The sequence below is a fragment of the Eubacterium barkeri genome (genome assembly GCF_900107125.1).
Taxonomy (GTDB): Bacteria; Bacillota; Clostridia; order Eubacteriales; family Eubacteriaceae; genus Eubacterium_O; species Eubacterium_O barkeri.
Window position 1 is genome coordinate 26,008 of sequence record NZ_FNOU01000013.1, and the last position, 26,133, is coordinate 52,140.

Consider the following 26,133-nt stretch of genomic DNA (forward strand, 5'->3'; position numbering starts at 1 on the left):
AGAATAATCATGTCACGTATATTTACAGGGAGCTGTGTTGCCCTCGTCACTCCTTTTCGAGATGGCGCTGTGGATTGGGATCGCTTCCGGGAGCTCATCGATTGGCATATTGACCAGGGAACCGATGCCTTGCTCATCGCAGGGACAACGGGTGAAACCTCGACCTTAACGGATCAGGAGCATTTGGATCTGCTTCAGGTGGCTGGTGAGCAAATTGCCGGCCGGGTACCCTATATTGCAGGAACTGGCAGTAATGATACAGCCTATTCCATCATGCTCACCGAGCATGCCAAGAAGAACCATGCCGATGCCGCATTGGTCATTAATCCTTATTACAATAAGTCCACTCAAAAGGGGATTTATGTCCACATTAAGGCCATTGCTGAAACCGTGGATTTACCCGTCATCGTCTATAATGTACCCAGTCGGACCGGGGCCAATATCACTGTGGATACCTTTAAAAAACTCAGCCAGGTGAATAACGTGGTCGGTGTGAAGGAAGCCAGCGGGAATATCAGCCAAATATCAGAAATCATCGAAACCTGTGGGCCGGATTTCACGGTATACAGTGGCAATGATGATCAGGTTTTGCCGATTTTGTCCTTAGGTGGAAAGGGTGTGATTTCCGTCACTGCGAATATCCTACCAAAGGCGATGCATGATTTAGTGATGGCATACCTCGAGGGGGATGTGGAAAAAGCCCGTCAGCTGCAGTTCCACACCAATATTCTCAACCGGGCCATGTTCTATGAAACCAACCCTATTCCCGTAAAAACAGCCATGGGTATTTTAGGCAGAGATACGGGTGAAATGCGGTTACCCTTAGTGGAAATGGATGAAGATAATAAAGAACGTTTAATCCTGGCCCTTAAGGAATACGGAGGACTGCTCTGATGATTCGGATGATGTTATCAGGAGCCGGTGGCGCCATGGGCCATGTCCTCGCCCAGATTATTGACAAGGATCCGGAATGTACCGTTGTATGTGGCTATGATCGGGATGCCGTCGAGGCAGATTTCCCGGTTTTTACGGATTTAGAGGACTGTGACGTTCCAGCGGATGTCATCATTGATTTTTCCCATTTTTCAGCCTTTCCTAAAATCTTTGGGTATGCAGTAAGGACAAAGACCCCCATCGTCCTGGCGACGACGGGCCTTTCGGAAGAAGATATGGTACAAATTAAAGAAGGGGCAGCGACGCTCCCGGTCTTTAAAACCGCCAATATGTCCCTGGGCATCAATGTCCTCGCCCGGGCATTAAAGGAACTTGCTGGCACCCTGGAGTCTGGCTTCGATATTGAAATTATTGAAAAGCACCATAATAAAAAGGTGGATGCCCCTAGTGGGACGGCGCTGCTGCTGGCCGATGCAGTGAATGCCGGACTTCAGGAAAAAAAGGAATATACCTATGGCCGCCAGGGGCTTGACTGCAAACGACAGCCCGGTGAAATGGGAATCCATGCTATTCGTGGTGGGACCATCCCTGGGGAGCATACGGTGATCTTTGCCGGCAACGATGAAATAATTGAATTCAAGCACACGGCTTTATCCAAAAAAGTATTTGCCAATGGTGCAGTGGAGGCCGCTAAATTTTTAGTGGGCAAAACCCCGGGACTTTATGCGATGGATGATGTTCTGGCTTAGACGAAATAGTGGAGGAAAGATGACCAACGAAGCATTAAAAGAACAATTTGATTTAAAAAATCCCTATGAGATTGCGAAGTATATTAAGGCTGTGGAAAAAACCACACCGGTAAAGGCTTTTATCAAGGGATATTTACGTCGGAAGGATTTAGAAGGGATGAACTATTTTGGGGATCCCTCGGCGTGCATCATTTTAGGTGAAGCGGCAGAAATCGGCACATTAATTGAAGAAAAGGCAGCGTCGATTTCTTTCTGTAAAGTTGAGTATGATCGTCGTAATTCGGCCATCCCCCTGTTGGATTTAACAGAGGTCGATGCTCGGATTGAGCCCGGTGCCTTTATTCGGGAGGGTGTCCATATTGGAAAGAATGCCGTCGTCATGATGGGGGCAGTCATTAACATTGGCGCAGAAATTGGAGATGGCTCCATGATTGATATGAATGCAGTCCTGGGGGCCCGGGCCAAGGTTGGCAGGAACTGTCACGTTGGAGCTGGTGCCGTATTGGCAGGAGTGTTAGAGCCTCCCTCCAAGGAGCCGGTAGCGGTGGGTGACGGTGTTGTCATTGGTGCCAATGCCGTTATTTTGGAAGGCGTTCAGATTGGTGAAAACGCGGTGGTTGCAGCAGGGGCTGTGGTGACTCAGGATGTGCCGGCCGGAGTGGTTGTAGCAGGGAGCCCGGCCAAGGTTATGAAAGAGAAAGATGAAAAAACAGAGGGCAAAACAGAGCTTCTGGATGATTTAAGGGGATAATAAAAGGTATGGGTACGATTGTTCAAAAATACGGCGGAACGTCCATGGGGTCTATTGAGCGAATTCAAAACGTCGCCCGTCGTGTCATTGCAAAAAAAGAAAAGGGCAACCGGATGGTCGTGGTTGTCTCTGCCATGGGAAAGAAAACCGATGAGCTGGTGAAGATGGCCTACGAAATCAATGAGCATCCGCCAAAGCGTGAGCTGGATATGCTCTTGGCCACAGGGGAGCAGGTGTCGATCTCCATGTTGTCCATGGCCCTTGACGAAATGGGATACGATGCCATTTCCTTTACGGGCCCCCAGATTGGGGTGCGCACCATGGGACATCATGGGAAATCCCGGATTATGGATATCGATCGGACGAAGATTGATGAAGCCTTAGATGAAGGAAAAATCGTCATTGTCGCAGGATTCCAGGGCGTGAATGAAAATGATGATATTACCACCCTTGGCCGGGGAGGCTCGGACACCAGCGCAGTGGCTCTATCCTGCGTATTAGAGTGCCCATGTGAAATTTACACCGATGTTGATGGCATATACGGTGTCGATCCCCGCATTGTCCCCAATGCGAAAAAGCTGGATTTTGTCAGCTTTGATGAAATGTTGGAAATGGCCAGTTTAGGTGCTGGGGTCATGCATACCCGAGCCATTGAGCTTGGCAGTAAATACGATGCCAATATTTATGTGGCTTCCAGCATCAATGAAGTTCCAGGAACCCTTATTCATCGCGGGAAGGGTGAATTTACAAAAGAAATTACTGGGATGGCCATCGATCACGATGAGTTAATGGTTTCCCTTAAAAATGTTCCCTTTGATATGAATGTGACGGCCCAGTTCTTTTCGACCTTAGCCAAAGAGAGTATCAATATCGACATGATCAGCCAGACCTCACCGGTTTCCGGGGCCATTAATATCTCCTTCTCCGCACCGGTGGAGGATTTGCCGGAGATGAGTCGGATTCTCGATACGTTTAAAGAAACCTACCCCCAGGTGGAAATTGCGGTGGATCAGGATGTCACGAAGTTATCTGTCGTTGGCATCGGTATGCGCAGTGAGTGCGGTGTAGCGGCTAAATTCTTTAAGGTCTTGTCGGATTTGGATTTTCCCATTTTAATGATTACAACTTCGGAAATCCGAATATCTTGTATGATTCCCGTCTCTGCTGAAAAACGTGCGGTCCAGGCAACAGCGGAAGCATTCGACTTATAGGAGGGCGATATGAATACGATTATGGAAAGCCACAGTGTGGACGGTTTGTCCATCGATTGCGAGAATCTGATGATTTCCCTTAAACGGGTTCCCTTCAATAATTTTATTATGACCCGTCTCCTTAAAGAATTGGCAGAGGCAGATGTCAATGTCGACGTTATTTCCAGGACTGCCCCAGTGAATAATGCCTTCGATGTATCCCTCATCGTTTTGGAAAAGGAGCTCCATAAGGTAAGGGATATCGCCAATACCCTGGGGGAGGAATACCCGGAGATTCAGATTAGTATTAATCAGGATATCACAAGACTCTCCCTCCACGGTATCGGTATGCGGACACAATCTGGTGTAGCGGCTAAATTCCTTCAGGTTTTTGCAGACAATGATGTCCGTGTTTTAATGATTACCACCTCAGAAATCAGTATTGCCTGTGTGGTAAAGAATGAGGATGCCCGGAAAGCAGCCAATGCCGTACGCACTGTCTTTGAACTTTAAATAATAAATAATAAAAAGAAACCATCCATTTTGCAGATCAATGTAAAATGGATGGTTTTTTATGGGGAAGCGATATTTTATATTTACCTTTTCTTTCATTAATGATAGAATAGCAAAAGATACGACAAAAAGGAAAAAATGATGGAAGAAAAAAAAGATATACAGAATGAATTAAGCAATAAAGAAAATGAAGAATTGACGGAGATCAATGAGGCGATGGCAGAGGAAGAAGAAAATGGGCCAGAGTCCGAGGATTTTGGTGCAACCCTCAATTTGGATTACGAAGATCACGAGGAGGATCAGGAACCTTCCGGGGAAGAAATAACCGCACAAGAGAAACCGACGCCCCAGGCAGTGACCAAAGGCACAAAGAAAAAACTGTGGATTATTCTGGGGGCAGTAGTAGCCGTTCTTCTTATAGCCTATGGCGGCGGTGTTTATTTTTATAGTAGCCACTTTTTTGCCAATACCAACATGAATGGCCTGGACGCCTCCAATAAAACCGCCACAGAGGTAGAGGCGATGATTAAGGGGAATGCGTCGGATTATACTCTCACCCTCCAGGAACGGGGAGGGAAGACTGAAACCATTACGTCTACGGCGATCAGTCTAAAATACAGTGACGCTAGTCATATTGAGGAACAGCTGGCATCCCAAAATGCCTGGGCCTGGCCAATGGCCTTTTTTAAAGGACCGGACGCCAATATGCAGGAGGCTTATACCTATGACAAAGCGCAGCTGAATGCTGTGATTGATCAGCTTAAAGGGATTTCGAGTACAGATATTGTTGCAGCAGCCAACGCCCAACCGGTTTATGAAAATGGAACCATTACCATTAAACAGGAAGTAGCCGGCAATCAATTAGACCGGGCTAAATTTACGGAAGCGGTGCAAAAAGCCATTGGCAGTGGGAGAACAACCCTGGATTTAGAGTCTGCGGGATGTTATACCACCCCCAAATATACGACGGAATCTGCGGAGGTTCAAAAGGCGAAAACAACCATGGAAAAATACTTAAAATCTGTGGTGACCTATACCTTCGGTAATCAAAATGAAATATTAGATAGTGCAACCATCGGATCATGGCTGTCGGTTGATGAGAATATGAATGTCACCATTGATCAGGAAAAGGCCAAAGCTTATCTCGCAACTTTAGGTGAAAAATACGATACCATTGGTGGCTCCCACGGCTTTACCACAAGTGGTGGCTCCCGTATCACCGTCAGCGGCGGAAGCTATGGTTGGTGCATTGATGAAGCAGCAGAATTAGAAGCATTAATTCCGATTATTGAGGCTGGGCAGCCAGTAACACGGGAGCCCGTGTACTCCTCAACGGCCTTATCCCGGGATGCGAATAATGATATTGGGAATACCTATGTGGAAATTAGCTTAGGCGGCCAGACGATGTGGCTTTATGTCAATGGTCAGCTGGTTGTGAGCACACCGGTGGTTACCGGTTCGGTTTCCGCTGGGTATGGCACGCCCTCAGGGGTGTACGCCATCGTTTATAAAGCCACGGATACTGTGCTGAAGGGGGATGGATACGCGTCTCCCGTTAACTTCTGGATGCCCTTTGATACCAGCCGGGGTAATGGGATCCATGATGCAGATGGCTGGCGGAGTAGCTATGGCGGGGACATTTACTTAAGTGGGGGTTCCCATGGCTGTGTGAATACGCCCTATAGTGCAACGGCAACGATTTTTAATAATGTATCGGAAGGAACGCCCGTGGTTGTTTATTAACCGAGTATAAGGATAAAATAAAAGGCAATCGGCTGAGGTGTAACGCTCAGCGGGATTGCCTTTTGATATTTACCGATGCTTTTCCATTTGCTTGGAAATCTCTGGATCGATATCGGTATCCAGGGCATACTCCATTCGGCTCAGAACCCCATCCCAGGGGACCAGCTTGGCCTTCATGATAAAGCTTTTACCGAGATGGGGATTAAAATTACGCCAGGAGATGAATTTTTCAGGATTGAGTTGATGGTTATTACAATGCGGACAAGGGCTTTTACGTCCACGCATAATTTCATAGCATTTTTTTCCAGTATAATCCACATCCCCAATGCCCGTCAGCTTCCGTCCGGCACGATTGAGATAAATTAAATCGTAATTAGAAATATTACTGATATAAACCAATTCGTCCAGCTCATCCATAAGCCATTCTTTATTCATCCAATTGGCCGATGAAGATGATTCTGCATTCATCGCCAAGCCATAGATCGCGTATTTGTTTTTTCCGGTGCGCTTTGCATTGTACTGGGCCACATCCGCATTTTGGTAAAGATCTGAAAACAAAGTACCATGTTCAGGGAAGAACGCAATTCCTAAAGAGCAGGATGGTTGGTACTCCCGATCGTGAGGCGTAACGTCATACAGAGGCATCTGAAGGGTTTTGCACACTTCCAGAGCCTTTTTATGGGCAAAGTCCTCGGATGGCAGGTCAGGAAGGAAAATAGAGAATTCATCACCACCCATCCGGGCGATAAGGTCATTGTATCGAAAGCATGAACGAAGCCGCTGTGAAATCACCCGTAATACCTCATCGCCAAAGGCGTGGCCATAGGAGTCATTGACTGATTTGAAGTCGTCCAGATCAATCATTAAAAGTGCCCCTTGGCTATGTCTTTGTACGTCTGGATGGTCATACAGATAACCCGTCACCCGTTCTTCAAAAAAAGAACGGTTGTAAAGCTGGGTTAAAGCATCCAGTTGAGCCTGGGATTTTGCATGCATTTCAGCGGAAATATTCTTACTGATACCAATCGCTTTAATGGGGTTTCCGCTGTGATCCTTAATAACCCGGTATTTGATCCGTTCCCATTCATAGTTGCCATCCTGATGACGCAGGCGGACGGTTGCTTCGCTTTTTCGATTGCCGGAAATTATTTTTTGGTGTAATTGCCGGTAGGTTTCAGCAGAATCGGGATGGACAAAGCCAGAATCGATTTGCCCTTCAGGAACATTGCGCATGATTTCGGGGCCTCCGAATTGGCGCATCGAAAAGCGGGACTGCTTAATGGTGTGGGTATGAATATCATAATTCCAAATGGTATCATTGGTTTGTGCAAATGCAATTTTCAGCTGCTTTTCACTGAGTCTTAATTTAGATTCTAAATCCTTTTGGGCGGTAATATCGATTTCGAAGCCACTGATAATGGGAAAATGATTAGAATAATCGATACCACAGCTATAATTAAACCAATGAACCAGGCCATCCGTGCATTGAACTTGGGCCTCAAAGGTAATGGTGAGATCCTTTCTTTGGATAGCCTTAGAAATTTCTGAATGCAGATACTTGAAATCCTGGGGATATAAGTGGGAAGTAAGATTTAAAAAATCAGAATCCTCAGGATTGATGTGGTGGCGATGAGAAAAGGTGGCATTGGCATAAAGGATCGTGAAAGCATCGTCGTAACAGATGCGAAAAACACCTCCCGGGGCCCCATTAACGATGGACTTTAGAATGTGTCCGGCCGTATCATTTTCATTTGGATCGGTAATAATCTCACAATACCCCCAAGGCTCATGATGACAATCGTACAAATAGGTCGATTGAACCTTCCATGTTTTTCCCTTCAAATTGAATAAACAGGTGTGGTGGCCCTTCTGGAGCTGTTGATAGGCGCAAAGCATGGTATCGCAGTTTTCACCATAGAGTTTTTTGCAGGGGTAACCAATGTAATCACCTGGTGGAATTTTAGAAAGAAGGGTTTGGTTAATAAATAAAACACGCTGATCTAAGTCTGCAATGAAAAGAGCGATGGGAAGGGTGTTTAAAATTTCACGGAGAAATGGGGATTGGAAATCGTTGTAACCTGCTTTCCCGATCAATGCTGACCATTTCTTTTCCATTTTAAACGCCTCCATACTATTAATATAATACCTTTATTCTAATCGTTTGCTGCCTTAAAATCAATGGGAAATTAATAAAACTATAAATTATCATCCAATAGGCGGGTTCCGGTTGACGCTTCTTTAGGATAAAGGTAAAATATGAACAATGTCTTGTGAAAAGAAAGCGAGGAAAGTCTTGAGTAGAGCATTTAATCAAAGGATCACCCAACTAACCTCTGAAATGGTTCAGAGCTATCATGGGGATGAAGCCTATATCTCCTATTCATCGGCAGAATTACCCAGCCGAAAAGAAATCATCACGATCATCAATGAGCTGCGGGAATTATTTTACCCTCGACACTTTGGTGAACGACAATTGTATAATTGTACAATCCAGTACTATATTGGTGATTTAATGATGTGTATCGAGGAGCGCTTGAATCGCCAAATCTATTTAGCGCTGATTCGCCAGGAGAATGGGCCTTACGATAAAAAGAAGATGGAGGAACAGGCCTCGGACATCAGCTGCCGTTTTATGGAGCGCTTGCCCCAGGTCAGAGAGTATATTACCATGGATGTCCAGGCAGCTTACGATGGAGATCCTGCCGCCGCAGATTTAGATCAAATCGTTATCTCTTACCCTGGGGTGTTTGCCATGATGGTTTATCGGGTGGCCCACGAGCTTGTCCTTTTAGGGGTTCCACTAATGCCCCGGGTGATGACTGAGTATGCCCATAGCCGGACCGGGATTGATATTAATCCCGGGGCCGACATTGGCAAGCACTTTTTTATGGATCACGGGACGGGAATTGTCATTGGAGAAACAACGGAAATCGGAGACAATGTCAAGCTTTACCAGGGGGTTACCCTGGGTGCCCTTTCGACCCGGGGGGGACAGAGCCTCCGGGGAAATAAGCGCCACCCCACCATTGAGGATAATGTCACCATTTATTCCAATGCGTCCATCCTGGGGGGAGAAACCGTCATCGGCCACGACTCCATTATTGGCGGAAACGCCTTTATCACAAGAAGCATTCCACCCTGTTCAAAAATTAGCGTCAAGAATCCGGACTTACAATGTGAAGGGGGACAAATGGTAGAGATTACAGAGGATTTTGAATGGGCCAAGGGATGATTGCTTAGAGGAAACGAAAAGGAGGAAGAATTGATGGAGCTAACACGACAAGAGGCCATAGAATTATTGGAGGAATATAATGAAAGTGATGCGCTCATTAAGCACGCCTTGGCAGTAGAAGGTGTGATGCGCCACTATGCGAAAAAATATGGAGAAGATGAGGCATTGTGGGGAATTGTTGGGCTACTCCACGATTTGGATTACGAAAAATATCCAGAGGAGCATTGCATCAAGGTTCAGGAGATTCTAAGAGCCCGTGGCGTTGATCCCCAAATCATTCGGGCCATTGCAAGCCATGGCTATGGCCTGTGCTGCGATATCGAACCCCAAAGTCAAATGGAGAAAATACTCTACACGGTAGATGAATTGACGGGATTGGTCAATGCTACAGCGATTATGCGGCCATCTAAAAGCGTCATGGATCTGGGAGTAAAATCGGTGAAAAAGAAATTTAAAAGCAAAGGCTTTGCGGCAGGAGTGAACCGTGATGTGGTGCTAAAGGGCTGTGAAAATCTTGGGATAGACCTGGGCGATGTCATTGCAGAGGTTATATTAGGGATGCAGTCCGTGGCCAAGGAAATTGGATTAGAGGGGGAACCCACGGAGGAATAAGGCAGGTAAAACTGCAAAATATTCCCTTGAGAACGGGGGAGATCTGCATTACAATAGAATGAGAAAAGGATTGTAGGAGGAGAGTATTATGTGTTTGTTAAAGGAAACCCTGGAAAAAATAACAGGGATTAATGAAGAAGCCCGAAAGGCTTCCCGTGATCGTATCGATGTACTCCTGAAGCCCGTTGGGAGCTTAGGGGTACTTGAAGATATTGCTGAGCAAATATCAGCCATTACGGGAGAAGTTATTCCGGATGTGTCTAGAAAATGTGTGCTGACCTATGCCGGGGACCATGGAATCTGTGATGAAGGCGTTTCGGCAGCGCCCCAGGTGTTTACGGATATTATGACACCCATGATCGCTGAATACCGAACGGGTGTGGGGGTACTGGCCAGAGCGGCTGGTGCCGATGTCTTTGTCTATGACGTGGGGATGAAAAATCCGCTACCCCAGGACTGTCAAGCTGTGGATAAAAATGTTAAGCGGTGTACGGATAATATGCGTAAAGGTCCGGCCATGAGCCGTGACGAAGCAGTGGCCGCTCTGGAGGTAGGTATTGAAACCGCCAATGAAGCCATTGAAAAGGGCTATAAAGTCATCGGAACCGGAGAAATGGGGATTGGGAACACTACCCCGAGCACCGCGATTTTCGCCGTTTTAGGGGAGGTGGATCCCCTGGAAATTACTGGCGTTGGTGCAAATCTGGCAGAGGAAATGATGGATAATAAGGTCCAGGCCATTCGGGATGCCATTGCCCTTAATCAGCCGGATAAAACCGATGCCCTGGATATTTTGTCCAAGGTTGGGGGATTGGAAATTGCCGCCATGGCCGGTGCCATGCTAGCTGGTGCCGCAGCCCATGTCCCCGTGGTGGTTGATGGATACATATCCACGGCGGCCGCTGCCATTGCCATCACCCTGAAACCAGAAGTCAAGGATTATCTGATCTGCTCCCATGCATCGGACGAAAAGGGGGCAAATTATGGATCAGAATTATTGGGATTCGCCCCTTTCCTCTTGATGAATATGCGCCTTGGAGAGGGCAGTGGGGCAGCGTTAGCCTTCCCCCTTATAGACGCGGCCATCGCGATGAACCGGGAAATGGCCACCTATGATGACGTGGATATGGCGGTTGTTTAAATCAGCCAAAGCATTTCCTTAAAAAATACTTGACAGCGATAAAGCATTCAGACTATAATGTATACAATATTAAAAAGCTGTGAATGAGGAAAGTATCTCTTGTGAAAGTTTAAAGAGAGCCGTGATGGTGAAATACGGCAATGGAAGCAAGAAAGAAGTTCCCTCAGGAGCCGTCCTATGAACACCGGCAGGTTAGTAGTTTGGACCGGAAACTTTCACCGTTAATGGAAAGAAAGCATGAACCAATGCGTTGGGAGTGCTTTGATTAAAGTGGATCTTTTACAGATCAATGAAGGTGGTACCGCGGCCAGCCCGTCCTTTAGGATAGGCTGGCTTTTCGTTTTTTTGACACAGGGTCATTTGGATAAGGATACCCTAAAATCTGTTGAATAATCAGGAGGATTGTAATGTATTGGAATAAAACCTATGAGTGTATGCCAAGGGAGCAACTGGAAGAACTACAGCTGGATCGTCTGAAGAAGATGGTTAACCGTATCTTTCATCAGGTTCCTTTTTATCGGGAAAAATTTCAGGAAATGGGAATTGACCCAGGAGTGGTCCAGAGTCTGGATGATTTGAAACAGCTGCCTTTCACAAAGAAGACGGACCTGAGGGATAATTATCCCTATGGGCTTTTTGCCGAGCCCCTATCTAAAATCGTGCGTATTCACGCGTCTTCCGGGACGACGGGGAAGCCAACCGTTGTCGGCTATACCCGTAACGATCTCGCCATGTGGTCAGAATGCGCAGCCCGTTCGCTGGTGTGTGCTGGTGCGGATGCTAATTCGGTGGTACAGAATTCCTATGGATATGGTCTCTTCACCGGAGGCCTTGGTATTCACGGCGGGGCAGAACGTTTAGGGGCTTCGATTATTCCAATGTCTGGGGGGAACACCCAGAAGCAGCTGATGCTGATGCGGGACTTTGGAACGACTCATCTAACCTGCACCCCTTCCTACGCCAGCTTCCTGGGAGAAGCCCTGGCCGATGCCGGTGTGGATACGGATAAAATGCCTTTACGGGCCGGTATTTTCGGTGCAGAACCCTGGTCTGAAAATATGCGCCGTGATATCGAAAAGAAACTCAATATCAAGGCCCATGATATTTATGGGTTGTCTGAAATTTGCGGTCCGGGGGTAGCCATTGAATGTCAGGAGCAAGAAGGCCTGCATATGTGGGAAGATAACTTCATCCCAGAAATCATTGATCCCCGAACCCTGGAGGTGTTGCCCGATGGGGAAACCGGTGAGCTGGTCATTACGACCATCACGAAAGAGGGAATTCCTCTGCTACGGTATCGGACCCGGGATATCACCCATATCATTGCGGAGCCCTGTGCCTGCGGCCGTACCCACCGTCGAATCGCCCGGATTACCGGACGAAGTGATGATATGCTCATTATCCGTGGGGTTAATGTTTTCCCAAGTCAGATTGAAAGTGCGATGCTGGATATTGGAGAAATTGAACCCCATTACCAATTAATTGTGCGTCGGGAAGGAACCCTGGATACTCTGGAAATCAAGGTGGAACTCAGTGATTCCCTCTCCCTGAATACCATCAGTGAGTTAGAGGGGATTGAACGCCGTTTGAAGGAACGTATTCATTCCATCATTGGTATCAGTGCAAAGATTATGTTGGTGGAACCCAAGAGCCTGCCCCGAAGTGAAGGGAAGGCCCAACGTGTGGTTGATTTAAGGAATATTTAGGAGGAGAACGATGATTAGACAAGTATCAGTATTTATCCAGAATCAGGAAGGAAAGTTGGGAAAGGTTTTGGATATTTTAGCAGAAAATGATATTAATATCCGGTCCCTGACCATTGCAGAAACGGCGGACTATGGAATTCTGCGCCTTATTTTACAGGATACAGATAAGGCTCTGGAGGGGCTTAAAGCGGCTGGGATTATGGCCAATGTCTCCATGGTGATGGCGGCAGAGGTACCGGATAAGCCCGGTGGACTCAGTCGTTTGGTGGATACCCTGACGAAGGAAAAGATTAATCTGGCGTATGCCTATTCCTTTTTACCCCAAAATACATCCAATGCCATTATTATCTTTAAAGTGGATGATGGGGATGTGGACCGGGCAAGGACCGTGCTCCTGGCCAGTGAGAACGTCGTATTGCTGGATAAGGATGAGCTGCTGCTGAAATAAAGCGGCGAGAGATTAGAGCCTTCGCTTGAATGCGGGGGCTTTTTGGCTATTTGTGAAGGGGGCGAAGTATACACTCGTTCCGCTTCGCTGCACTCGTTCGCGGCTGCGCCGTGTGAAGATGAACCTGCCAAAGACCTTTTAAAAGCTTGCTTTTAACGGACTTTATCATGTTCATCTTCATACTTCTGTTAGCTTCCGCGCAAAAAAGAAGACCACGCATGATTGCGTGGCCTCTACCCTTGAGACACGGGTTTTCGTATGGGAAATAAACGAGAAGTTATACGGACATTTGGTTGAGCGCTTTTGCCAAAGAGCTTTTCTTACGGGATGCAGCGTTCTTATGGATGACTTTTTTGGTAACAGCCATATCCAGTTTCTTTGCTGCCAGGCGATAGGATTCCTCTGCCTGAGCTTTGTCTCCACCTGCAACTGCAGCATCAAAATTTTTGACGGCGGTTTTTAGGTTGGTGCGTACTGCTTTGTTCCGTAAGCGAGCCTTTTCATTGGTTTTCGCTCTTTTCATCGCTGATTTAATATTAGCCATGATGACCTCCTCATTTATTTATAACATTAAAAGTATAGCATAGGAAAGATGCAGGTGCAAGTTGAATTTAAAAAGATTTCAATGGGGAATTTAAAAACCTTTCCTTGTGTTAACCTTAAGTTTATGTTAAAATTTATAACGTTGTGTGTCAAAGCACAGCACCACTCTGGAGAGTCTCTTAAATGAGCGCCGAAGGTGTAATCCCCATTTTAGATGGGGCCTTATCTCTCAGGCAAACGGACAGAGCAATTTATTTTGCGTTTGTTGGGCTCTCTTCTATTTTAAGAAGGAGGAACAAAATGTTTCAAATCATCAACAATTTTCTATTGTGGTTCGACGACCTGGTCTGGGGCGTCCCACTCATTGTATTAATTCTTGCCGTCGGTATCTACCTGACCATCCGGTTAAAGGTATTACAGATTCGACATCTCCCCAAAGCATTAAAATTTATGATAAAAAATGAGGATGAAGGCAGTGGTGAAGTCAGTAGTTTTGGCGCCTTGTGCACCGCCCTTTCCGCAACCATTGGAACGGGAAACATCGTCGGTGTGGCCACAGCCATCGTGGCTGGTGGACCTGGGGCCCTATTCTGGATGTGGTTGGCTGCCTTTTTCGGTATGGCCACCAAGTATGCAGAAGGGGTGTTAGCCATTAAATACCGTACCATCGATGACAACGGGCATGTCCTGGGGGGACCCTTCTACTACATTGAACGGGGAATGGGGCCAAAATGGCGTTGGATGGGAAAGATCTTTGCTTTCTTCGGCGCTGGTGTTGGGCTTTTGGGAATCGGAACCTTTACCCAGGTCAATGGGATTGCTTCGGCGGTCAATGGATTTTTCGATCCCAATAATGCATGGACCGTGAATCTTTTGGGCACCGATTATTCATGGACGGTTGTTATCACTGGTATTATCCTCACCCTGTGTGTGGGATTAGTGGTCATCGGCGGAATTAAGCGGATCGCCCGGGTCTCAGAAGTGATCGTTCCCTTTATGGCAGTGGCTTATATCCTCTGTTGTCTGGTTATCCTCATCGTTAATTTTTCACAGATTCCTGCCGCTTTCGCAGAAATCATTCAAAGCGCCTTTGGACTGCGGGCAGTCACTGGTGGTGCCATGGGAGCCATTATCGTCGCCATGCAAAAGGGAATCGCCCGGGGGATTTTCTCCAATGAGGCTGGCCTGGGGAGCGCACCCATTGCAGCGGCCGCAGCACAGACGAAAACCACTGTACGCCAGGGTCTGGTCTCCATGACCGGGACCTTCATCGATACCATCATCATTTGTACCATGACCGGCTTAGCCATTGTCCTTACAGAATCCTGGAATATTGGTTTAGAGGGGGTGGCCGTTACGACCAACGCCTTTCAGCAGGGCTTGCCCTTCAATCCTTCCATCAGTGCCTTTTTACTGATGTTGTGTCTGGTGTTCTTTGCCTTTACGACGATTCTCGGGTGGAATTATTATGGTGAACGGTGCCTGGAATACTTATCCAACGGCCGGAAAAGTGCCGTTCAGGTTTATCGGTGGCTGTACATTTTGGCCATTTTTATCGGACCATTTATGACCGTTCAGGCGGTTTGGACCATTGCTGATATTTTTAACGCGCTTATGGCACTTCCAAACCTCATTGCCCTCATGGCCCTTAGCGGTGTGGTAGTTTCTGAGACGAAGAAATATTTTGAAGATCCGGCCAGTGCACTGATCCATTCCAAGGACATGGTGTACGCTGAAGAAGAATTATAAATAGAGATTAAAAAAACCGCTGCCCATTATTGGGGAGCGGTTTTTACATTTTACGCTTCAGTCTTAGCGACCGTTGATTTTTCCTGGATCTCCATCCCCAAAACCTTGGAAACAGATTTGTAGACGAAGAAAGTGATGACGGCATTGGCTCCGGCTTTAATGAGATTGAAGGGGAGAATGACGGGGAGAATCATAGCCAGGACAGCATCCCTGGGGGTTCCCATAAAGATAGGGGTCATTACAATATTCCAGAGGACCATGGTGACGGTCATGGTAAGGGCACCGGCCACCAGGGCAATAACGGCACCTTTACGGGTACGATTCCGTTTATAAATATTCCCTGCAACCAGTACAAAGCTTCCGGTGGCAAAGAAGTGCATCAGGATACCAATGATACCGCTGGCAGAGCTAACGGTAACACCCTGGAGCACACAGGCCACTGCGGTAATGATCAGTCCACCGACAGGACCGAACATGAACGTCCCGATGAGAATGGGGATATCGGCCGGATCATATTCTAAAAATGGGGCAGCCGGGAAAATTGGAAAATGGATCAGATAGACTAAAAGCACCGACATAGCCGCTAATACGGCCATCTGAACCAAAAAACGCGTTTTGTTACTACTTTTCATGAGGAACCTCCTTGTGTCTGTTTGATTTTTCAGGTCAAATATCATTCGTTCCGCTTCGCTTCTGCTAGCTTATGCGTAAAAAAATCCCTGGGGCACAGGTGCTCCAGGGATGATTCTTCTTGATGATTCTGGTTTCTTTCATCCGGACTATACCGTTGGTTTCGGATTCACACCGAATCAACCCGTGGGGTTCGTAGACTTATCGTAAAAACGCATCACTACCAGTGGGGAATTACACCCCGCCCTGAAACAGACATATTTATTTGTCTATATTGTAAGGCTGATTAAACCAATTGTCAATACTTAAATGAGCTTTTTGCGGAGATAGGCATTGTAACTGTCAATGATATCCGAACGCCGGGCATGGCCAATTTCGGCATGATAACCATGGGACAGCAGAAAAGTACAGCCTTCATAACCAATGACCATCGCCAAATTGACCAGGTAACTTTTATGGGTTCGTACAAAAGAATAGGGCGACAATTGTTCTTCAAGCTGCCCGATTTTCATATTGACAGGATAACTGCCTGCCGTTGTGTGAATAAAAACCTTGCGCAGTTTGGATTCCACATAGATAATTGAAGAAACCGACAGGAGTATATGTTTTCCCTGGCTGATGACTTCGATATCCTGATGATCGGCTTTATAAGTATCCAGGGCTCGCTTAGTAACCGCATCGATTTTCTCAGGATCCAGGGGTTTTAACAGATAATGGAGAATGCTGTAGTCCAGTGCTGAGAAAACATAGCTTTCATAAGAGGATACGAAGATGACGATACAGGAAGAACCTGACTGCCGTAATTTTTTGACGACGGACAGCCCGGTATGGCCTGGCATTTCAATATCAATGTAGAGAATATCGATATCTTCCTGGTTTTGGGTATACCAAACCAGGAGATCATTACCTGATGAAAAATCTAATAAATGATGATTGGGGTAAAGGGTATCAAGCAGCGGAAGAATCCGGGATTTTAGCGTTGCAATAATGTTCGCATCATCATCACAAATAACAATATTCATAGCGCTCTCCTTTAATTTTGCTTTAGATATCTATTCTACCACAAAATCCTTCATTCGATGAAGAGCTTTATCAATCCAGACTAAAGTTTTAGGAGTATAATAGTACAAACAACAAAGAAGGTGGGGTGATCCTATGAAGTTGGTGCTGGTACGTCATGGGCAAAGTATTTGGAATAAGGAAAATCTCTTTACTGGATGGACAGATGTGGATTTGACAGAAGAGGGATGGCAGGAGGCAACCCAAGCGGGGGCGCTGTTGAGAAATGAAGGCCTTGATTTTGATTGCTGCTATACCTCATACCTAAAACGAGCGGTCCATACCCTGGATGGGATCCTGACCGAGCTTGATCGGGTATGGCTTCCGGTAGAAAAGGCCTGGGAGCTTAACGAACGTCACTACGGAGCCCTCCAGGGTCTGAATAAAGCAGAAACAGCCCAGATTTATGGGGAAGATCAAGTTAAAATTTGGCGCCGTTCCTACGATGTAAAGCCGCCGCTTCTGGATGTTGACGATGTGCGCTGCCCTCGGATCCAGGAGCAATACCGGAATGTGCAAAGTATTGATCTACCCCTTGGGGAGAGCCTGGAGGACACCATCGCCCGGGTCGTTCCCTATTATTGCGATGTGATCCTTCCCAGGATGCAGGATGGAGAGCGGATTATTATTGTAGCCCATGGCAATTCGCTGCGGGCACTGGTTAAATATTTAGATAAAATGAGTCCGGAAGAAATTGTCGGGGTGAATATCCCCACAGGCATTCCCTTGGTTTACGATTTGAGTGCGGATGGGGAGGTTTTGAAGAAAGGCTATTTGGGAGATCCCAAGACATTAAAAGCAAAGATGGAGCAGGTAGCCGCCCAGGGGAAGGTTGACCCCCAAAATAAAGGTTGATTTTAAAAGATAGAGATAAATTTTCTAAAAGATTGACAAAGGGTGCTATCTATGAGACAATAAAAAAACATGTGGAGTGCGAATTCGAGAGCCTTCACTGGTTATGACGGTTTCGGTCCGGGAAAAGACAGTTAAATAGAAATTAAGAAGAACACTGTCGAGTGTTCTTTTTTAATGCGCCGGCAGTACCGATTCTCGCCTTGATAAAAGTCCCCTTCTGGGGTATAATGTTTTCAATACGGAGGACGTTAAATGGAAGCTAAGTATAAACGAGTAGTGATAAAATTAAGCGGAGAAGCTTTAGCGGGAGAAAAGGGATTTGGCATCGATCCCCCAACGGTCAAGGAGATCTGCTCTTCCATTAAAGAGGTTTTTGAGCAGGATGTGGAAATCGCCATTGTGGTCGGCGGGGGCAACTTCTGGCGAGGACGTTTAGGCGAGGGAATGGATAAAGCGTCAGCCGATTACATGGGGATGCTGTGTACCGTCATCAATGCCCTGGCACTCCAGGATTTCTTAGAACAAATGGGTGTTCCGGTCCGGGTGCAGACCGCCATTGAAATGAAGGAAGTGGCAGAACCGTATATTAAGCGGAAGGCCATGCGCCACTTAGAAAAGCGCCGGGTGGTTATTTTCGCTGCGGGGACGGGGAACCCCTTCTTTACCACGGATACCACAGCAAGCTTGCGGGCCGCAGAAATTGATGCGGATATCATCCTTTTGGCAAAGAATGTAGATGCCGTGTATGATTCAGATCCGGTGATCAATCCGGATGCTAAGAAGTATGACCGTCTGGACTATATTACGGTCATTAACGAGGGACTAAAGGTGATGGACACCACGGCCATTACGCTCTGTATGGATAATTCAATTCCGATTTTGGTATTTGGACTGGACGACCCGGACAATATTATGCGGGCCGTACGGGGTGAAACCATCGGAACGATCATAGAAGATAAATAGAGGAGGCGCAGTTATGTTAAACGAAATTCAAGCAAAATCCCAGGACAAGATGGATAAGGCCATCAACAACCTTAACGAGAGCCTTGCAGGGCTTCGGGCTGGTCGGGCTAATGCCCATATTTTGGATAAGGTGACCGTCGATTATTATGGAACGCCCACCGCTGTCAACCAAATGGCGAATATCAGTATTCCGGAACCCCGGATGATTGTCATCCAGCCCTATGATGCTTCCATCATGGCGGCCATTGAAAAAGCCATTATCGCATCGGACCTGGGATTCAATCCATCCAACGATGGAAAGATCATCCGTCTGCTTGTACCCCAGCTCACAGAGGAACGTCGAAAAGAACTGGTCAAACTCACTAAAAAATATGGTGAGGAATGCAAAGTGGCCATGCGTAATATCAGACGGAAGGCTGTACAGGAATTAAAGGATGCAGAAAAAGCTGGTGATATCAGTGAGGATGAACTGCATCAGGGCGAAAAGGAAATCCAAAAGCTGACAGATGATGAAATCAAGCATATTGATGCCATCTTAAAGGATAAGGAACAGGAAATCCTGGCTGTATAGCCGCATGAGTATATACCGGATCGCGTGAGAGTGGGGCAACCCACTCTCATATGCTTTTATTGGAAAGAAGGAGGATGGTCGTGGCAAAACAGTCAAAAAAAGACTATCTGTATGAATTGTTGGAGCCCGTGGTGGTCGGTCTTGATTACCGATGCGTCGATGTGGAATTTGAAAAGGTCGGAAAGGATTTTATCCTGACCGTATATATCGATACCCCAGGTGGCGTTGGACTGGATGATTGTGAAAAGGTCAGCCGGGTGGTCAGCGATTATTTAGATGAGGTGGACCCCATCGAGCAAAGCTATTTGCTGGAGGTTTCTTCACCGGGGCTGGACCGCCCCTTTAAACGGCTTGGCGATTATGAAGCCGCTGTTGGAACAGCCGTCGATGTTCGACTATTCGCCCCTGTGGAGGGAAGTCGGGAATGGACCGGGATTCTAAAATCGGTGAGCGAATCAGCGATTCAGATAGAAACATCAGAGGAGACGGTACTGGAAATTGGGTATAAGGCCATTTCTAAAGCTAGCCCTCATATCGAATTTTAGGAAGGCGAAGGTATGAACGCAGAATTTATCATGGCATTGGATGCCCTTCAGGAAGAGAAGAATATCGACAAACAGGAGTTGATTGAGGCCATTGAACAATCCATTGAATCGGCCTATAAAAAGAATTACGGGACAGCCCAGGATGTGGATGTCATCCTCAACCAGGACACCGGTGAAATCAAGGTCTTTGCCAATTGGAACGTTGTCGATAATATTGATAATGAAGATACTGAAATGCTGTTGGAGGATGCCCAGGAATATGATCCGGATGCCCAGATTGGGACCATCTGCCGGGTGGAGGTTGCACCAAAGGATTTTGGCCGTATAGCCGCGCAAAACGCCAAACAGCTCATCTTCCAGAAGATTAAAGAAGCAGAAAGAAACATCATTTATAATGAATTCTTAGAAAAGCAGGATGAGGTGGTCTCCGGTATCGTCACCCGGGTGGATCATAACCTGGCCTATGTGGATGTCGGAATCGGGGAAGCGGTTTTGATGCCATCGGAGCAGGTTCCCGGGGAGGTCTATCGCCAGAACCAGCGCCTAAAAGTCTATATGCTCATGGTGAAAAAAACCACCAAGGGCCCCCAGGTCAATGTATCCCGGACCCATCCGGGGCTGGTCAAACGCCTCTTTGAAGATGAAGTGCCAGAAATTTACGATGGTGTTGTAGATATTGTTGGCATTGCCCGGGAAGCAGGATCCAGAACAAAGATCGCCATGAAGGCCAATGATAGCGCTGTGGACCCAGTGGGGGCCTGCGTGGGCCATAAGGGCGTTCGGGTGCAGAATATCATCACTGAGCTGGGTGGCGAAAAAATCGATGTCATCAAATACAGTGATAATATTCAGGAATACATTGCCAATGCCCTTAGCCCGGCCAAGGTGGTTGAAATCCTGCCCAAGCAATCAGAAAAAATGGCGCTGGCCATCGTGGATGATTTTCAATTTTCCCTGGCCATCGGAAAAGAAGGTCAGAATGTTCGATTAGCAGCTAAACTAACGGGCTGGAAGATTGATATCAAAAGTGCCTCGGATTTCGAAAGGATGCTGGAAGCGGATCCGGATTTGCGCAGCAAGTATTTGATTGAAGAGGACAGAGATGCTTTTATGGAAGATCTAAAGGGCAGTCTTGACGACGTTTTGGAAATTACCATAGAAGAGGATACGCCCGACGATTTTGAAGGGACGGAAGAAACCTTAGCGCTGGGTGAAGATACCCTGGATATTTTTTAATCCATCCAGCAGGAGCAATTATGAAAAAAATACCAATGCGGATGTGTGTCATCTGCCGGGAGAAAAAAAACAAGTCTGAATTGATTCGAATCGTCAATAATGCGGAGGACGGCGTTTGTGTGGATGCTTCGGGGAAAATGAATGGTCGGGGTGCCTATGTTTGCACTGATGTGGCCTGTATTGAAAGCCCCAAAGCCAGGAAAGCACTGTGTGCTGCTCTAAAAACCGAGATAAGTGATGATGTCTTCGAATCAATCCGGCATAAAATACAAAAAGGCCCCGTGCGTTAGCAGCAGGAGGCCGTCGGTTATAGGTGCCGTGAAACCTAAATTATGCATATATAGGAGGGATTTTATGGCGAAATTAAGAGTATATCAGTTAGCGAATGAGTATGAAATTCCCAGCAAAGAATTTGTCGATATTTTAAATAAGCACAGTATCCCTGTGAAGAACCATATGAGCGCGTTAACCGACCAACAGGTTGAAGCATTTAAAAAGAGCTATGACGCGGAACAAAAAGCCCCTAAGGAAGCACCAAACGTTCAGGCTGAGGCGAAAAAGCCAAAGACAGAACCTAAAAAAGAGGCGGCTAAGGATCAGGGGAAGGAAAGGCAGAATACACTGAAGAATAAAGAGCAACAGAAAAAGCCGGAAGGCCAGAACAACAAACCAGTCCAGAATAAAGGCAAAAACGGCAGCCCCAAAGCCGCTCCGACATCAACGGAGAAGACGGCTGAAAAGCGGGGAAGCCAGAACAATCAGACCAAGCAAAATAATCCAAGCAAGCCGGGTAAAAAGGATAACAGCCAGCCACAAAATAACGATGGCAAGAAGAAAAAGAACCAAAACCAGGGACGTAATAGTCATGGGGCCGCTGGTGGCAGCACCCCACCAAAGGTAAGGGATCATAGCAAGCGTGGAAAAACCTCCCGCAGTATCTATAAAAAGATAAAGGCAGAAACCAAATCAGAGCGGCAGAAAAACCAGGTCTATGAGATTCCGGAAATGTTGACCGTTGGAGAATTGGCAGAAATTCTGGATATCGGGGCCACAGAAATCATCAAGATCCTCATGATGGCAGGCACCATGGCTACCATCAATCAGCAAATCGATTTTGATACAGCCAATCTGGTTGCCGATGAGCTGGGCTTTAGTGTGGAAAAGGTTGCCATGGAAGATGTGGTCACCAAAATATTAGAAGAATACGACGAAGTCGATACCGGGGATGAAATCAAGCGTCCCCCTGTCGTCACCGTTATGGGTCATGTCGACCATGGTAAAACCTCCTTGCTGGACCGCATCCGTAAGGCTAATGTTACAGCCGGAGAAGCCGGCGGGATTACCCAGCATATCGGGGCTTACACCGTTAATATCAAGGGCGAATCCATTACCTTCATCGATACCCCGGGGCATGAGGCCTTTACCGCCATGCGTTCCCGTGGGGCTCAGATGACCGATATTGCCATTTTAGTGGTCGCCGCCGATGATGGGGTGATGCCCCAGACCGTAGAGGCCATTAACCATGCCAAGGCAGCAGATGTCCCCATTATCGTCGCCATCAATAAAATTGATAAAGATGGGGCCAACCCAGAACGGGTCAAGCAGGAACTCACCGAGCATGCCCTTGTGGTTGAGGAATGGGGGGGCGATGTCATCGCAGTCCCGGTTTCCGCTAAGAAGGGTCTTGGGATTGAAGAACTCCTGGAAAATGTTCTGTTAGTTGCCGAAGTGGGTGAGCTCACCGCTGATCCTAAGCGTGCCGCCCGGGGCTGTGTCATCGAAGCCCGGGTGAAAAAGGGCAAGGGCTCCACAGCCAGTATGCTTGTCCAGCAGGGAACCCTCCATGTTGGGGATTCCATCATCTCCGGGATGACCTACGGGAAGGTCCGGACCATGATTGACGACAAGGGCAAGCGCATTAAAAAAGCCGGTCCCTCCCAGCCTGTTGAGATTTCAGGCTTATCCGATGTCCCAGTGGCCGGGGATGATTTTATCGTCCTGCCCAATGACAAGGAAGCCCGTCAGTTAGCTGAAAAACGTCAGCAGATGGAAAAGGATGCCCGCCAGGCCAAGGCGAAGATTTCCCTGAACGACTTGTTCACCCGGATCCAGGAGGGTCAGATCCAGGATGTCAACATCATCATCAAAGCCGATGTCCAGGGTTCCGTGGAAGCCATTTCCCAGTCCCTCATCAAGCTGAACACCGATGAAGTGCGTATTAATGTCATCCACGGCGCCGTGGGTGCTGTAAATGAAACCGATGTTATGCTGGCCTCAACCTCCAACGCAATCATTATCGGCTTTAACGTCCGTCCGGATAAAAATGCCCTGGCAGCCGCCGAAAGTGAAGAAGTGGATATCCGTCTCTATCGCGTGATTTATGACGCCATTGAGGATGTGAAGAAGGCCATGGAAGGGATGCTGGCTCCGGATTTTGTCGAAAAGGTCACTGGAAACGCAGAAGTCCGGGAAGTCTTTAAAATCCCAGGTGGCACCATGGTTGCTGGGTCCTATGTTACCGACGGAAAAATTGGTCGGAACGAGGAAGCCCGGGTCATCCGGGATGGGATCGTGGTATTTGAAGGTCAGCTGGCCTCCCTCCGTCGTTTTAAGGACGATGTCAAGGAAGTGGCCACTGGCTATGAATGTGGGATCGGTGTCGAGAAATACAATGATGTCAAAGTCGGCGATGTGATCGAAACCTTCGTGATGGAGGCCGTATCCCGGGAATTATAAAAAAGAAGGAGGAACCAAAATGGCTTCTCATCGTATTGAAAAAATCAATGGTCAGATTCAGCGGGAGCTGAGCCTGATCATTCAGCAGAAAATGAAGGATAAGCGTCTGAATCCAACGGGCCTGAGCATTACACGGGTCAAGGCAACCCCGGACCTCAAGGTGGCCACGGTTTATGTCAGTATTCTGGGCTCGGATCAGGAAAAGGAGGACGCCCTGGCGTCACTGGAAAGTGCCAAGGGCTTCCTGCGGAGTAATTTGGGGAAGGTCCTGAAGACCCACTCCACCCCAGCACTCATTTTTAAGTTAGACGATTCAGTGGAATATAGCCTGCATATTGAGGCACTATTATCCGAAATTAAGAAAGATAAGGAAGATAAAGCGGATGAATAAGGTTCCCCAGAGCATTCTGGATACCATCACAGAAAACAAAAGCTTTTTGGTTCTGGCCCATCGGAAGCCCGATGGGGATGCTATCGGCAGCGTGATTACCCTTGGCCTGCTTTTAAAGGCCATGGGTAAAACCGTTGATTATTATATCGATACGCCCGTGGAGGATAAGCTGGATTTCTTTCCGGAAATTGCCTGCTTTAACCAGAAATTAAAGCCCTATTATGATGTTGTCTGCTTTTTAGACTGCTCCACCATGGATTATGCCTATCGCCCCGAGGGGGGGATTACGGCAAAGGTGGTCATGGTCATTGATCATCACCGCTCCAACGATCACTTTGGACAGGTGAATTTTGTAGAAGAGACAGCGGCAACCGGGGAGCTCGTGTTTCGTGTGGCCAAAGCCCTGGCCATCCCCCTGGATGATCAGATGGTTGAAGCGGTTTATACCAGCATCTCAACGGATACCGGCAGCTTTCAGTTTTCCAATGTCACCTCCGATACCCATCAGATTTTAAGTGAGCTCTATGGGCATCGGGACAATTTTGCCCCCCTGGCAAAACGGCTTCACAGCATGAAATCTTACAATCAGATGAAGCTCTTTGGCCGGGCCATTGATTCTCTGGAGCTGTTACACCAGGGAAAAATTGCCTGGGTGGCCCTTAGCCAGAGGGATATCGATGATTATGGTGGAGAAATCAACATTACCGATGACATTGCCAATATAGGGGTTAATGTTGCCGGGGTGATTTTATCGGTGACGGTTAAAGAGCGTGAAAATGGACTGTACCGGGTTTCCCTGCGGTCCAAAACACCCTACGCCATCGATGTTTCCACCTTTGCCAAGGCCCATGATGGCGGTGGCCATTTTCGGGCGGCGGGCCTAAGCTATACCGGGGATTTAACCGTACTCCAGGAAGAAATTATCGCATTTTTTAATGAGCAGGAGGTCGACTAATGTCGGTGCCGGTGGGCTTTCTCAATATCTATAAAGAGAAGGGAATGACTTCCCACGATGTGGTGGCACGGGTTCGGCGGATTGTCGGGCTTAAGAAGGTTGGACATGCCGGCACCCTGGACCCTGAAGCAGAGGGGGTGCTCCTCGTCGGTCTTGGCCGGGCAACCAAGTATATCAGCTATTTGGAGCAAATGGATAAAACCTACCTGGCCCAGGTGATTTTTGGAAAATCCACGGACACCTATGATATCACAGGGGAAATCCAGGAGGAAAGGCCGTCTTGCCTAAGCCAGGAGGCCGTGGAAGGGGTACTGTCGGATTTCCGGGGAGATCTTATGCAGGTGCCCCCCATTTACTCGGCCCTCAAAAAGAATGGCCGAAAGCTTTATGACTACGCCAGACGGGGAGAGACTGTTGAGATCGAAGCCAGACCCATCACCATTTCCCGCCTGGAGGTTATGAACTGGGAAGGCCTTCCAGGGGAAATCCAAATTAAAGTCACCTGCTCCAAGGGGACGTACATCCGTTCACTGTGCCATGATATTGGCCGTGCCCTGGAAACCCCTGCCTGTATGGGCAGTTTATTGCGACAGGAAATTGGACGTTTTAAAGCGGTGGAGGCCATTCGCCTTGGTGAGTTGGAATCCGCAGTAGAAAAGGACACCTTGTCCCAGATCCTCATTCCTCCGGATGGGGTTCTCAGCCATTTTAAGACCCTTCGGGCGACGCCCCGGGGAGAGCATTTCATCCGCAATGGCAATGCGCTTTTCCAATGGAACGCCGAGGATGATTTCGATCAACTCACCCTGGGGGAAATTCTGAGGATTTACGATCGCCAGGGATTCGTCGGACTCGGACAGTTTAAGGAAGATGAAGAAGGGCCGCGGGTTGTCCCTTTAAAGTTATTATAGAAGGAAGTTG

General features: G+C 47.4%; 26 protein-coding genes, 2 riboswitches and 1 other annotated feature. Of the genes, 22 read left to right on the forward strand and 4 right to left on the reverse strand.

The features are described from left to right. Window positions 1-9 precede the first annotated feature (9 nt). The 6 genes from dapA (at window position 10) to BLU30_RS08620 (ending at window position 5,840) form a co-directional block, all read left to right on the forward strand. A complete protein-coding gene (gene dapA, locus BLU30_RS08595; protein ID WP_090245498.1) occupies window positions 10-894 on the forward strand; it encodes a 4-hydroxy-tetrahydrodipicolinate synthase in 885 nt (294 codons plus the stop codon). Then, window positions 894-1,643, forward strand: coding sequence for a 4-hydroxy-tetrahydrodipicolinate reductase (dapB, locus tag BLU30_RS08600; protein ID WP_090245500.1), 750 nt, complete (start codon window positions 894-896; stop codon window positions 1,641-1,643). The genes dapA and dapB overlap by 1 nt, the downstream gene beginning before the upstream one ends. 19 nt (window positions 1,644-1,662) lie before the next feature. After that, window positions 1,663-2,394, forward strand: a complete 732-nt coding sequence (dapD, locus tag BLU30_RS08605) for a 2,3,4,5-tetrahydropyridine-2,6-dicarboxylate N-acetyltransferase (RefSeq protein ID WP_090245502.1) — start codon at window positions 1,663-1,665, stop codon at window positions 2,392-2,394. Between the two features lie 8 nt (window positions 2,395-2,402). Next, on the forward strand, window positions 2,403-3,605 hold the full coding sequence (locus BLU30_RS08610) for an aspartate kinase (RefSeq protein ID WP_090245503.1): 1,203 nt from the start codon (window positions 2,403-2,405) through the stop codon (window positions 3,603-3,605). Between the two features lie 9 nt (window positions 3,606-3,614). Next, window positions 3,615-4,097, forward strand: a complete 483-nt coding sequence (locus BLU30_RS08615) for an ACT domain-containing protein (protein WP_090245504.1) — start codon at window positions 3,615-3,617, stop codon at window positions 4,095-4,097. A gap of 138 nt (window positions 4,098-4,235) precedes the next feature. After that, the gene (locus tag BLU30_RS08620; protein WP_090245505.1) at window positions 4,236-5,840 is read left to right on the forward strand and encodes a peptidoglycan binding domain-containing protein; all 1,605 of its coding nucleotides are present in this window, start codon (window positions 4,236-4,238) and stop codon (window positions 5,838-5,840) included. A gap of 69 nt (window positions 5,841-5,909) precedes the next feature. On the opposite strand, the gene BLU30_RS08625 is transcribed toward BLU30_RS08620, so the two are convergent. Then, window positions 5,910-7,955, reverse strand: coding sequence for a diguanylate cyclase domain-containing protein (locus BLU30_RS08625; protein WP_176770875.1), 2,046 nt, complete (start codon window positions 7,953-7,955; stop codon window positions 5,910-5,912). Between the two features lie 178 nt (window positions 7,956-8,133). Between BLU30_RS08625 and epsC the strand changes: the two genes are divergently transcribed. From epsC to BLU30_RS08650, 5 genes are all read left to right on the forward strand, one after another. Then, complete coding sequence (gene epsC, locus BLU30_RS08630) at window positions 8,134-9,072, forward strand: serine O-acetyltransferase EpsC (RefSeq protein WP_090245509.1); 939 nt, start codon at window positions 8,134-8,136, stop codon at window positions 9,070-9,072. 33 nt (window positions 9,073-9,105) lie between these two features. Continuing rightward, a complete protein-coding gene (locus BLU30_RS08635; protein ID WP_090245511.1) occupies window positions 9,106-9,684 on the forward strand; it encodes an HDIG domain-containing metalloprotein in 579 nt (192 codons plus the stop codon). Window positions 9,685-9,772: 88 nt separating this feature from the next. Beyond that, window positions 9,773-10,825 (forward strand): nicotinate-nucleotide--dimethylbenzimidazole phosphoribosyltransferase, encoded by a 1,053-nt coding sequence (cobT, locus tag BLU30_RS08640; RefSeq protein ID WP_090245513.1) that lies wholly within the window; start codon window positions 9,773-9,775, stop codon window positions 10,823-10,825. 70 nt (window positions 10,826-10,895) lie between these two features. Beyond that, window positions 10,896-11,148 (forward strand) — a binding site (T-box leader). 84 nt (window positions 11,149-11,232) lie between these two features. Further along, window positions 11,233-12,531, forward strand: a complete 1,299-nt coding sequence (locus tag BLU30_RS08645; protein WP_090245516.1) for a phenylacetate--CoA ligase family protein — start codon at window positions 11,233-11,235, stop codon at window positions 12,529-12,531. 10 nt (window positions 12,532-12,541) lie between these two features. Continuing rightward, on the forward strand, window positions 12,542-12,979 hold the full coding sequence (locus BLU30_RS08650) for an amino acid-binding protein (RefSeq protein WP_090245517.1): 438 nt from the start codon (window positions 12,542-12,544) through the stop codon (window positions 12,977-12,979). A gap of 277 nt (window positions 12,980-13,256) precedes the next feature. On the opposite strand, the gene rpsT is transcribed toward BLU30_RS08650, so the two are convergent. After that, window positions 13,257-13,523, reverse strand: coding sequence for a 30S ribosomal protein S20 (rpsT, locus tag BLU30_RS08655; protein WP_090245519.1), 267 nt, complete (start codon window positions 13,521-13,523; stop codon window positions 13,257-13,259). A 156-nt stretch (window positions 13,524-13,679) separates the two neighbouring features. After that, window positions 13,680-13,777: riboswitch (glycine riboswitch) on the forward strand. Between the two features lie 45 nt (window positions 13,778-13,822). Between rpsT and BLU30_RS08660 the strand changes: the two genes are divergently transcribed. Further along, complete coding sequence (locus tag BLU30_RS08660) at window positions 13,823-15,271, forward strand: alanine/glycine:cation symporter family protein (protein WP_090245522.1); 1,449 nt, start codon at window positions 13,823-13,825, stop codon at window positions 15,269-15,271. Window positions 15,272-15,321: 50 nt separating this feature from the next. Here BLU30_RS08660 and BLU30_RS08665 read toward each other — a convergent pair whose 3' ends face one another. Beyond that, window positions 15,322-15,903, reverse strand: coding sequence for an ECF transporter S component (locus tag BLU30_RS08665; RefSeq protein WP_090245524.1), 582 nt, complete (start codon window positions 15,901-15,903; stop codon window positions 15,322-15,324). A 126-nt stretch (window positions 15,904-16,029) separates the two neighbouring features. Then, window positions 16,030-16,159: riboswitch (FMN riboswitch) on the reverse strand. Window positions 16,160-16,206: 47 nt separating this feature from the next. After that, a complete protein-coding gene (locus BLU30_RS08670) occupies window positions 16,207-16,923 on the reverse strand; it encodes a LytR/AlgR family response regulator transcription factor (RefSeq protein WP_090245526.1) in 717 nt (238 codons plus the stop codon). Between the two features lie 133 nt (window positions 16,924-17,056). Here BLU30_RS08670 and gpmA point away from each other — a divergent pair, with 133 nt between their 5' ends. The 10 genes from gpmA (at window position 17,057) to truB (ending at window position 26,123) form a co-directional block, all read left to right on the forward strand. Then, a complete protein-coding gene (gene gpmA, locus BLU30_RS08675; RefSeq protein WP_090245528.1) occupies window positions 17,057-17,815 on the forward strand; it encodes a 2,3-diphosphoglycerate-dependent phosphoglycerate mutase in 759 nt (252 codons plus the stop codon). A gap of 252 nt (window positions 17,816-18,067) precedes the next feature. After that, window positions 18,068-18,778: a UMP kinase gene (pyrH, locus tag BLU30_RS08680; protein ID WP_090245530.1), complete on the forward strand. Its 711-nt coding sequence runs from the start codon at window positions 18,068-18,070 to the stop codon at window positions 18,776-18,778. A gap of 13 nt (window positions 18,779-18,791) precedes the next feature. Beyond that, window positions 18,792-19,349 (forward strand): ribosome recycling factor, encoded by a 558-nt coding sequence (gene frr, locus BLU30_RS08685; protein ID WP_090245532.1) that lies wholly within the window; start codon window positions 18,792-18,794, stop codon window positions 19,347-19,349. A gap of 74 nt (window positions 19,350-19,423) precedes the next feature. Then, a complete protein-coding gene (locus BLU30_RS08690; RefSeq protein ID WP_090245534.1) occupies window positions 19,424-19,894 on the forward strand; it encodes a ribosome maturation factor RimP in 471 nt (156 codons plus the stop codon). 12 nt (window positions 19,895-19,906) lie between these two features. Next, a complete protein-coding gene (nusA, locus tag BLU30_RS08695) occupies window positions 19,907-21,130 on the forward strand; it encodes a transcription termination factor NusA (RefSeq protein WP_090245536.1) in 1,224 nt (407 codons plus the stop codon). 20 nt (window positions 21,131-21,150) lie between these two features. Further along, window positions 21,151-21,420: an RNase P modulator RnpM gene (rnpM, locus tag BLU30_RS08700; protein WP_090245538.1), complete on the forward strand. Its 270-nt coding sequence runs from the start codon at window positions 21,151-21,153 to the stop codon at window positions 21,418-21,420. A gap of 64 nt (window positions 21,421-21,484) precedes the next feature. After that, complete coding sequence (infB, locus tag BLU30_RS08705; protein ID WP_090245540.1) at window positions 21,485-23,866, forward strand: translation initiation factor IF-2; 2,382 nt, start codon at window positions 21,485-21,487, stop codon at window positions 23,864-23,866. Window positions 23,867-23,885: 19 nt separating this feature from the next. Beyond that, entirely contained in the window at window positions 23,886-24,257 is a 372-nt protein-coding gene (gene rbfA, locus BLU30_RS08710; RefSeq protein WP_090245542.1) for a 30S ribosome-binding factor RbfA, read from the forward strand. After that, on the forward strand, window positions 24,250-25,212 hold the full coding sequence (locus BLU30_RS08715) for a DHH family phosphoesterase (RefSeq protein WP_090245543.1): 963 nt from the start codon (window positions 24,250-24,252) through the stop codon (window positions 25,210-25,212). Before rbfA ends, BLU30_RS08715 begins: the two co-directional genes overlap by 8 nt. Next, window positions 25,212-26,123, forward strand: a complete 912-nt coding sequence (truB, locus tag BLU30_RS08720; protein ID WP_090245544.1) for a tRNA pseudouridine(55) synthase TruB — start codon at window positions 25,212-25,214, stop codon at window positions 26,121-26,123. Before BLU30_RS08715 ends, truB begins: the two co-directional genes overlap by 1 nt. Window positions 26,124-26,133: the final 10 nt, after the last annotated feature.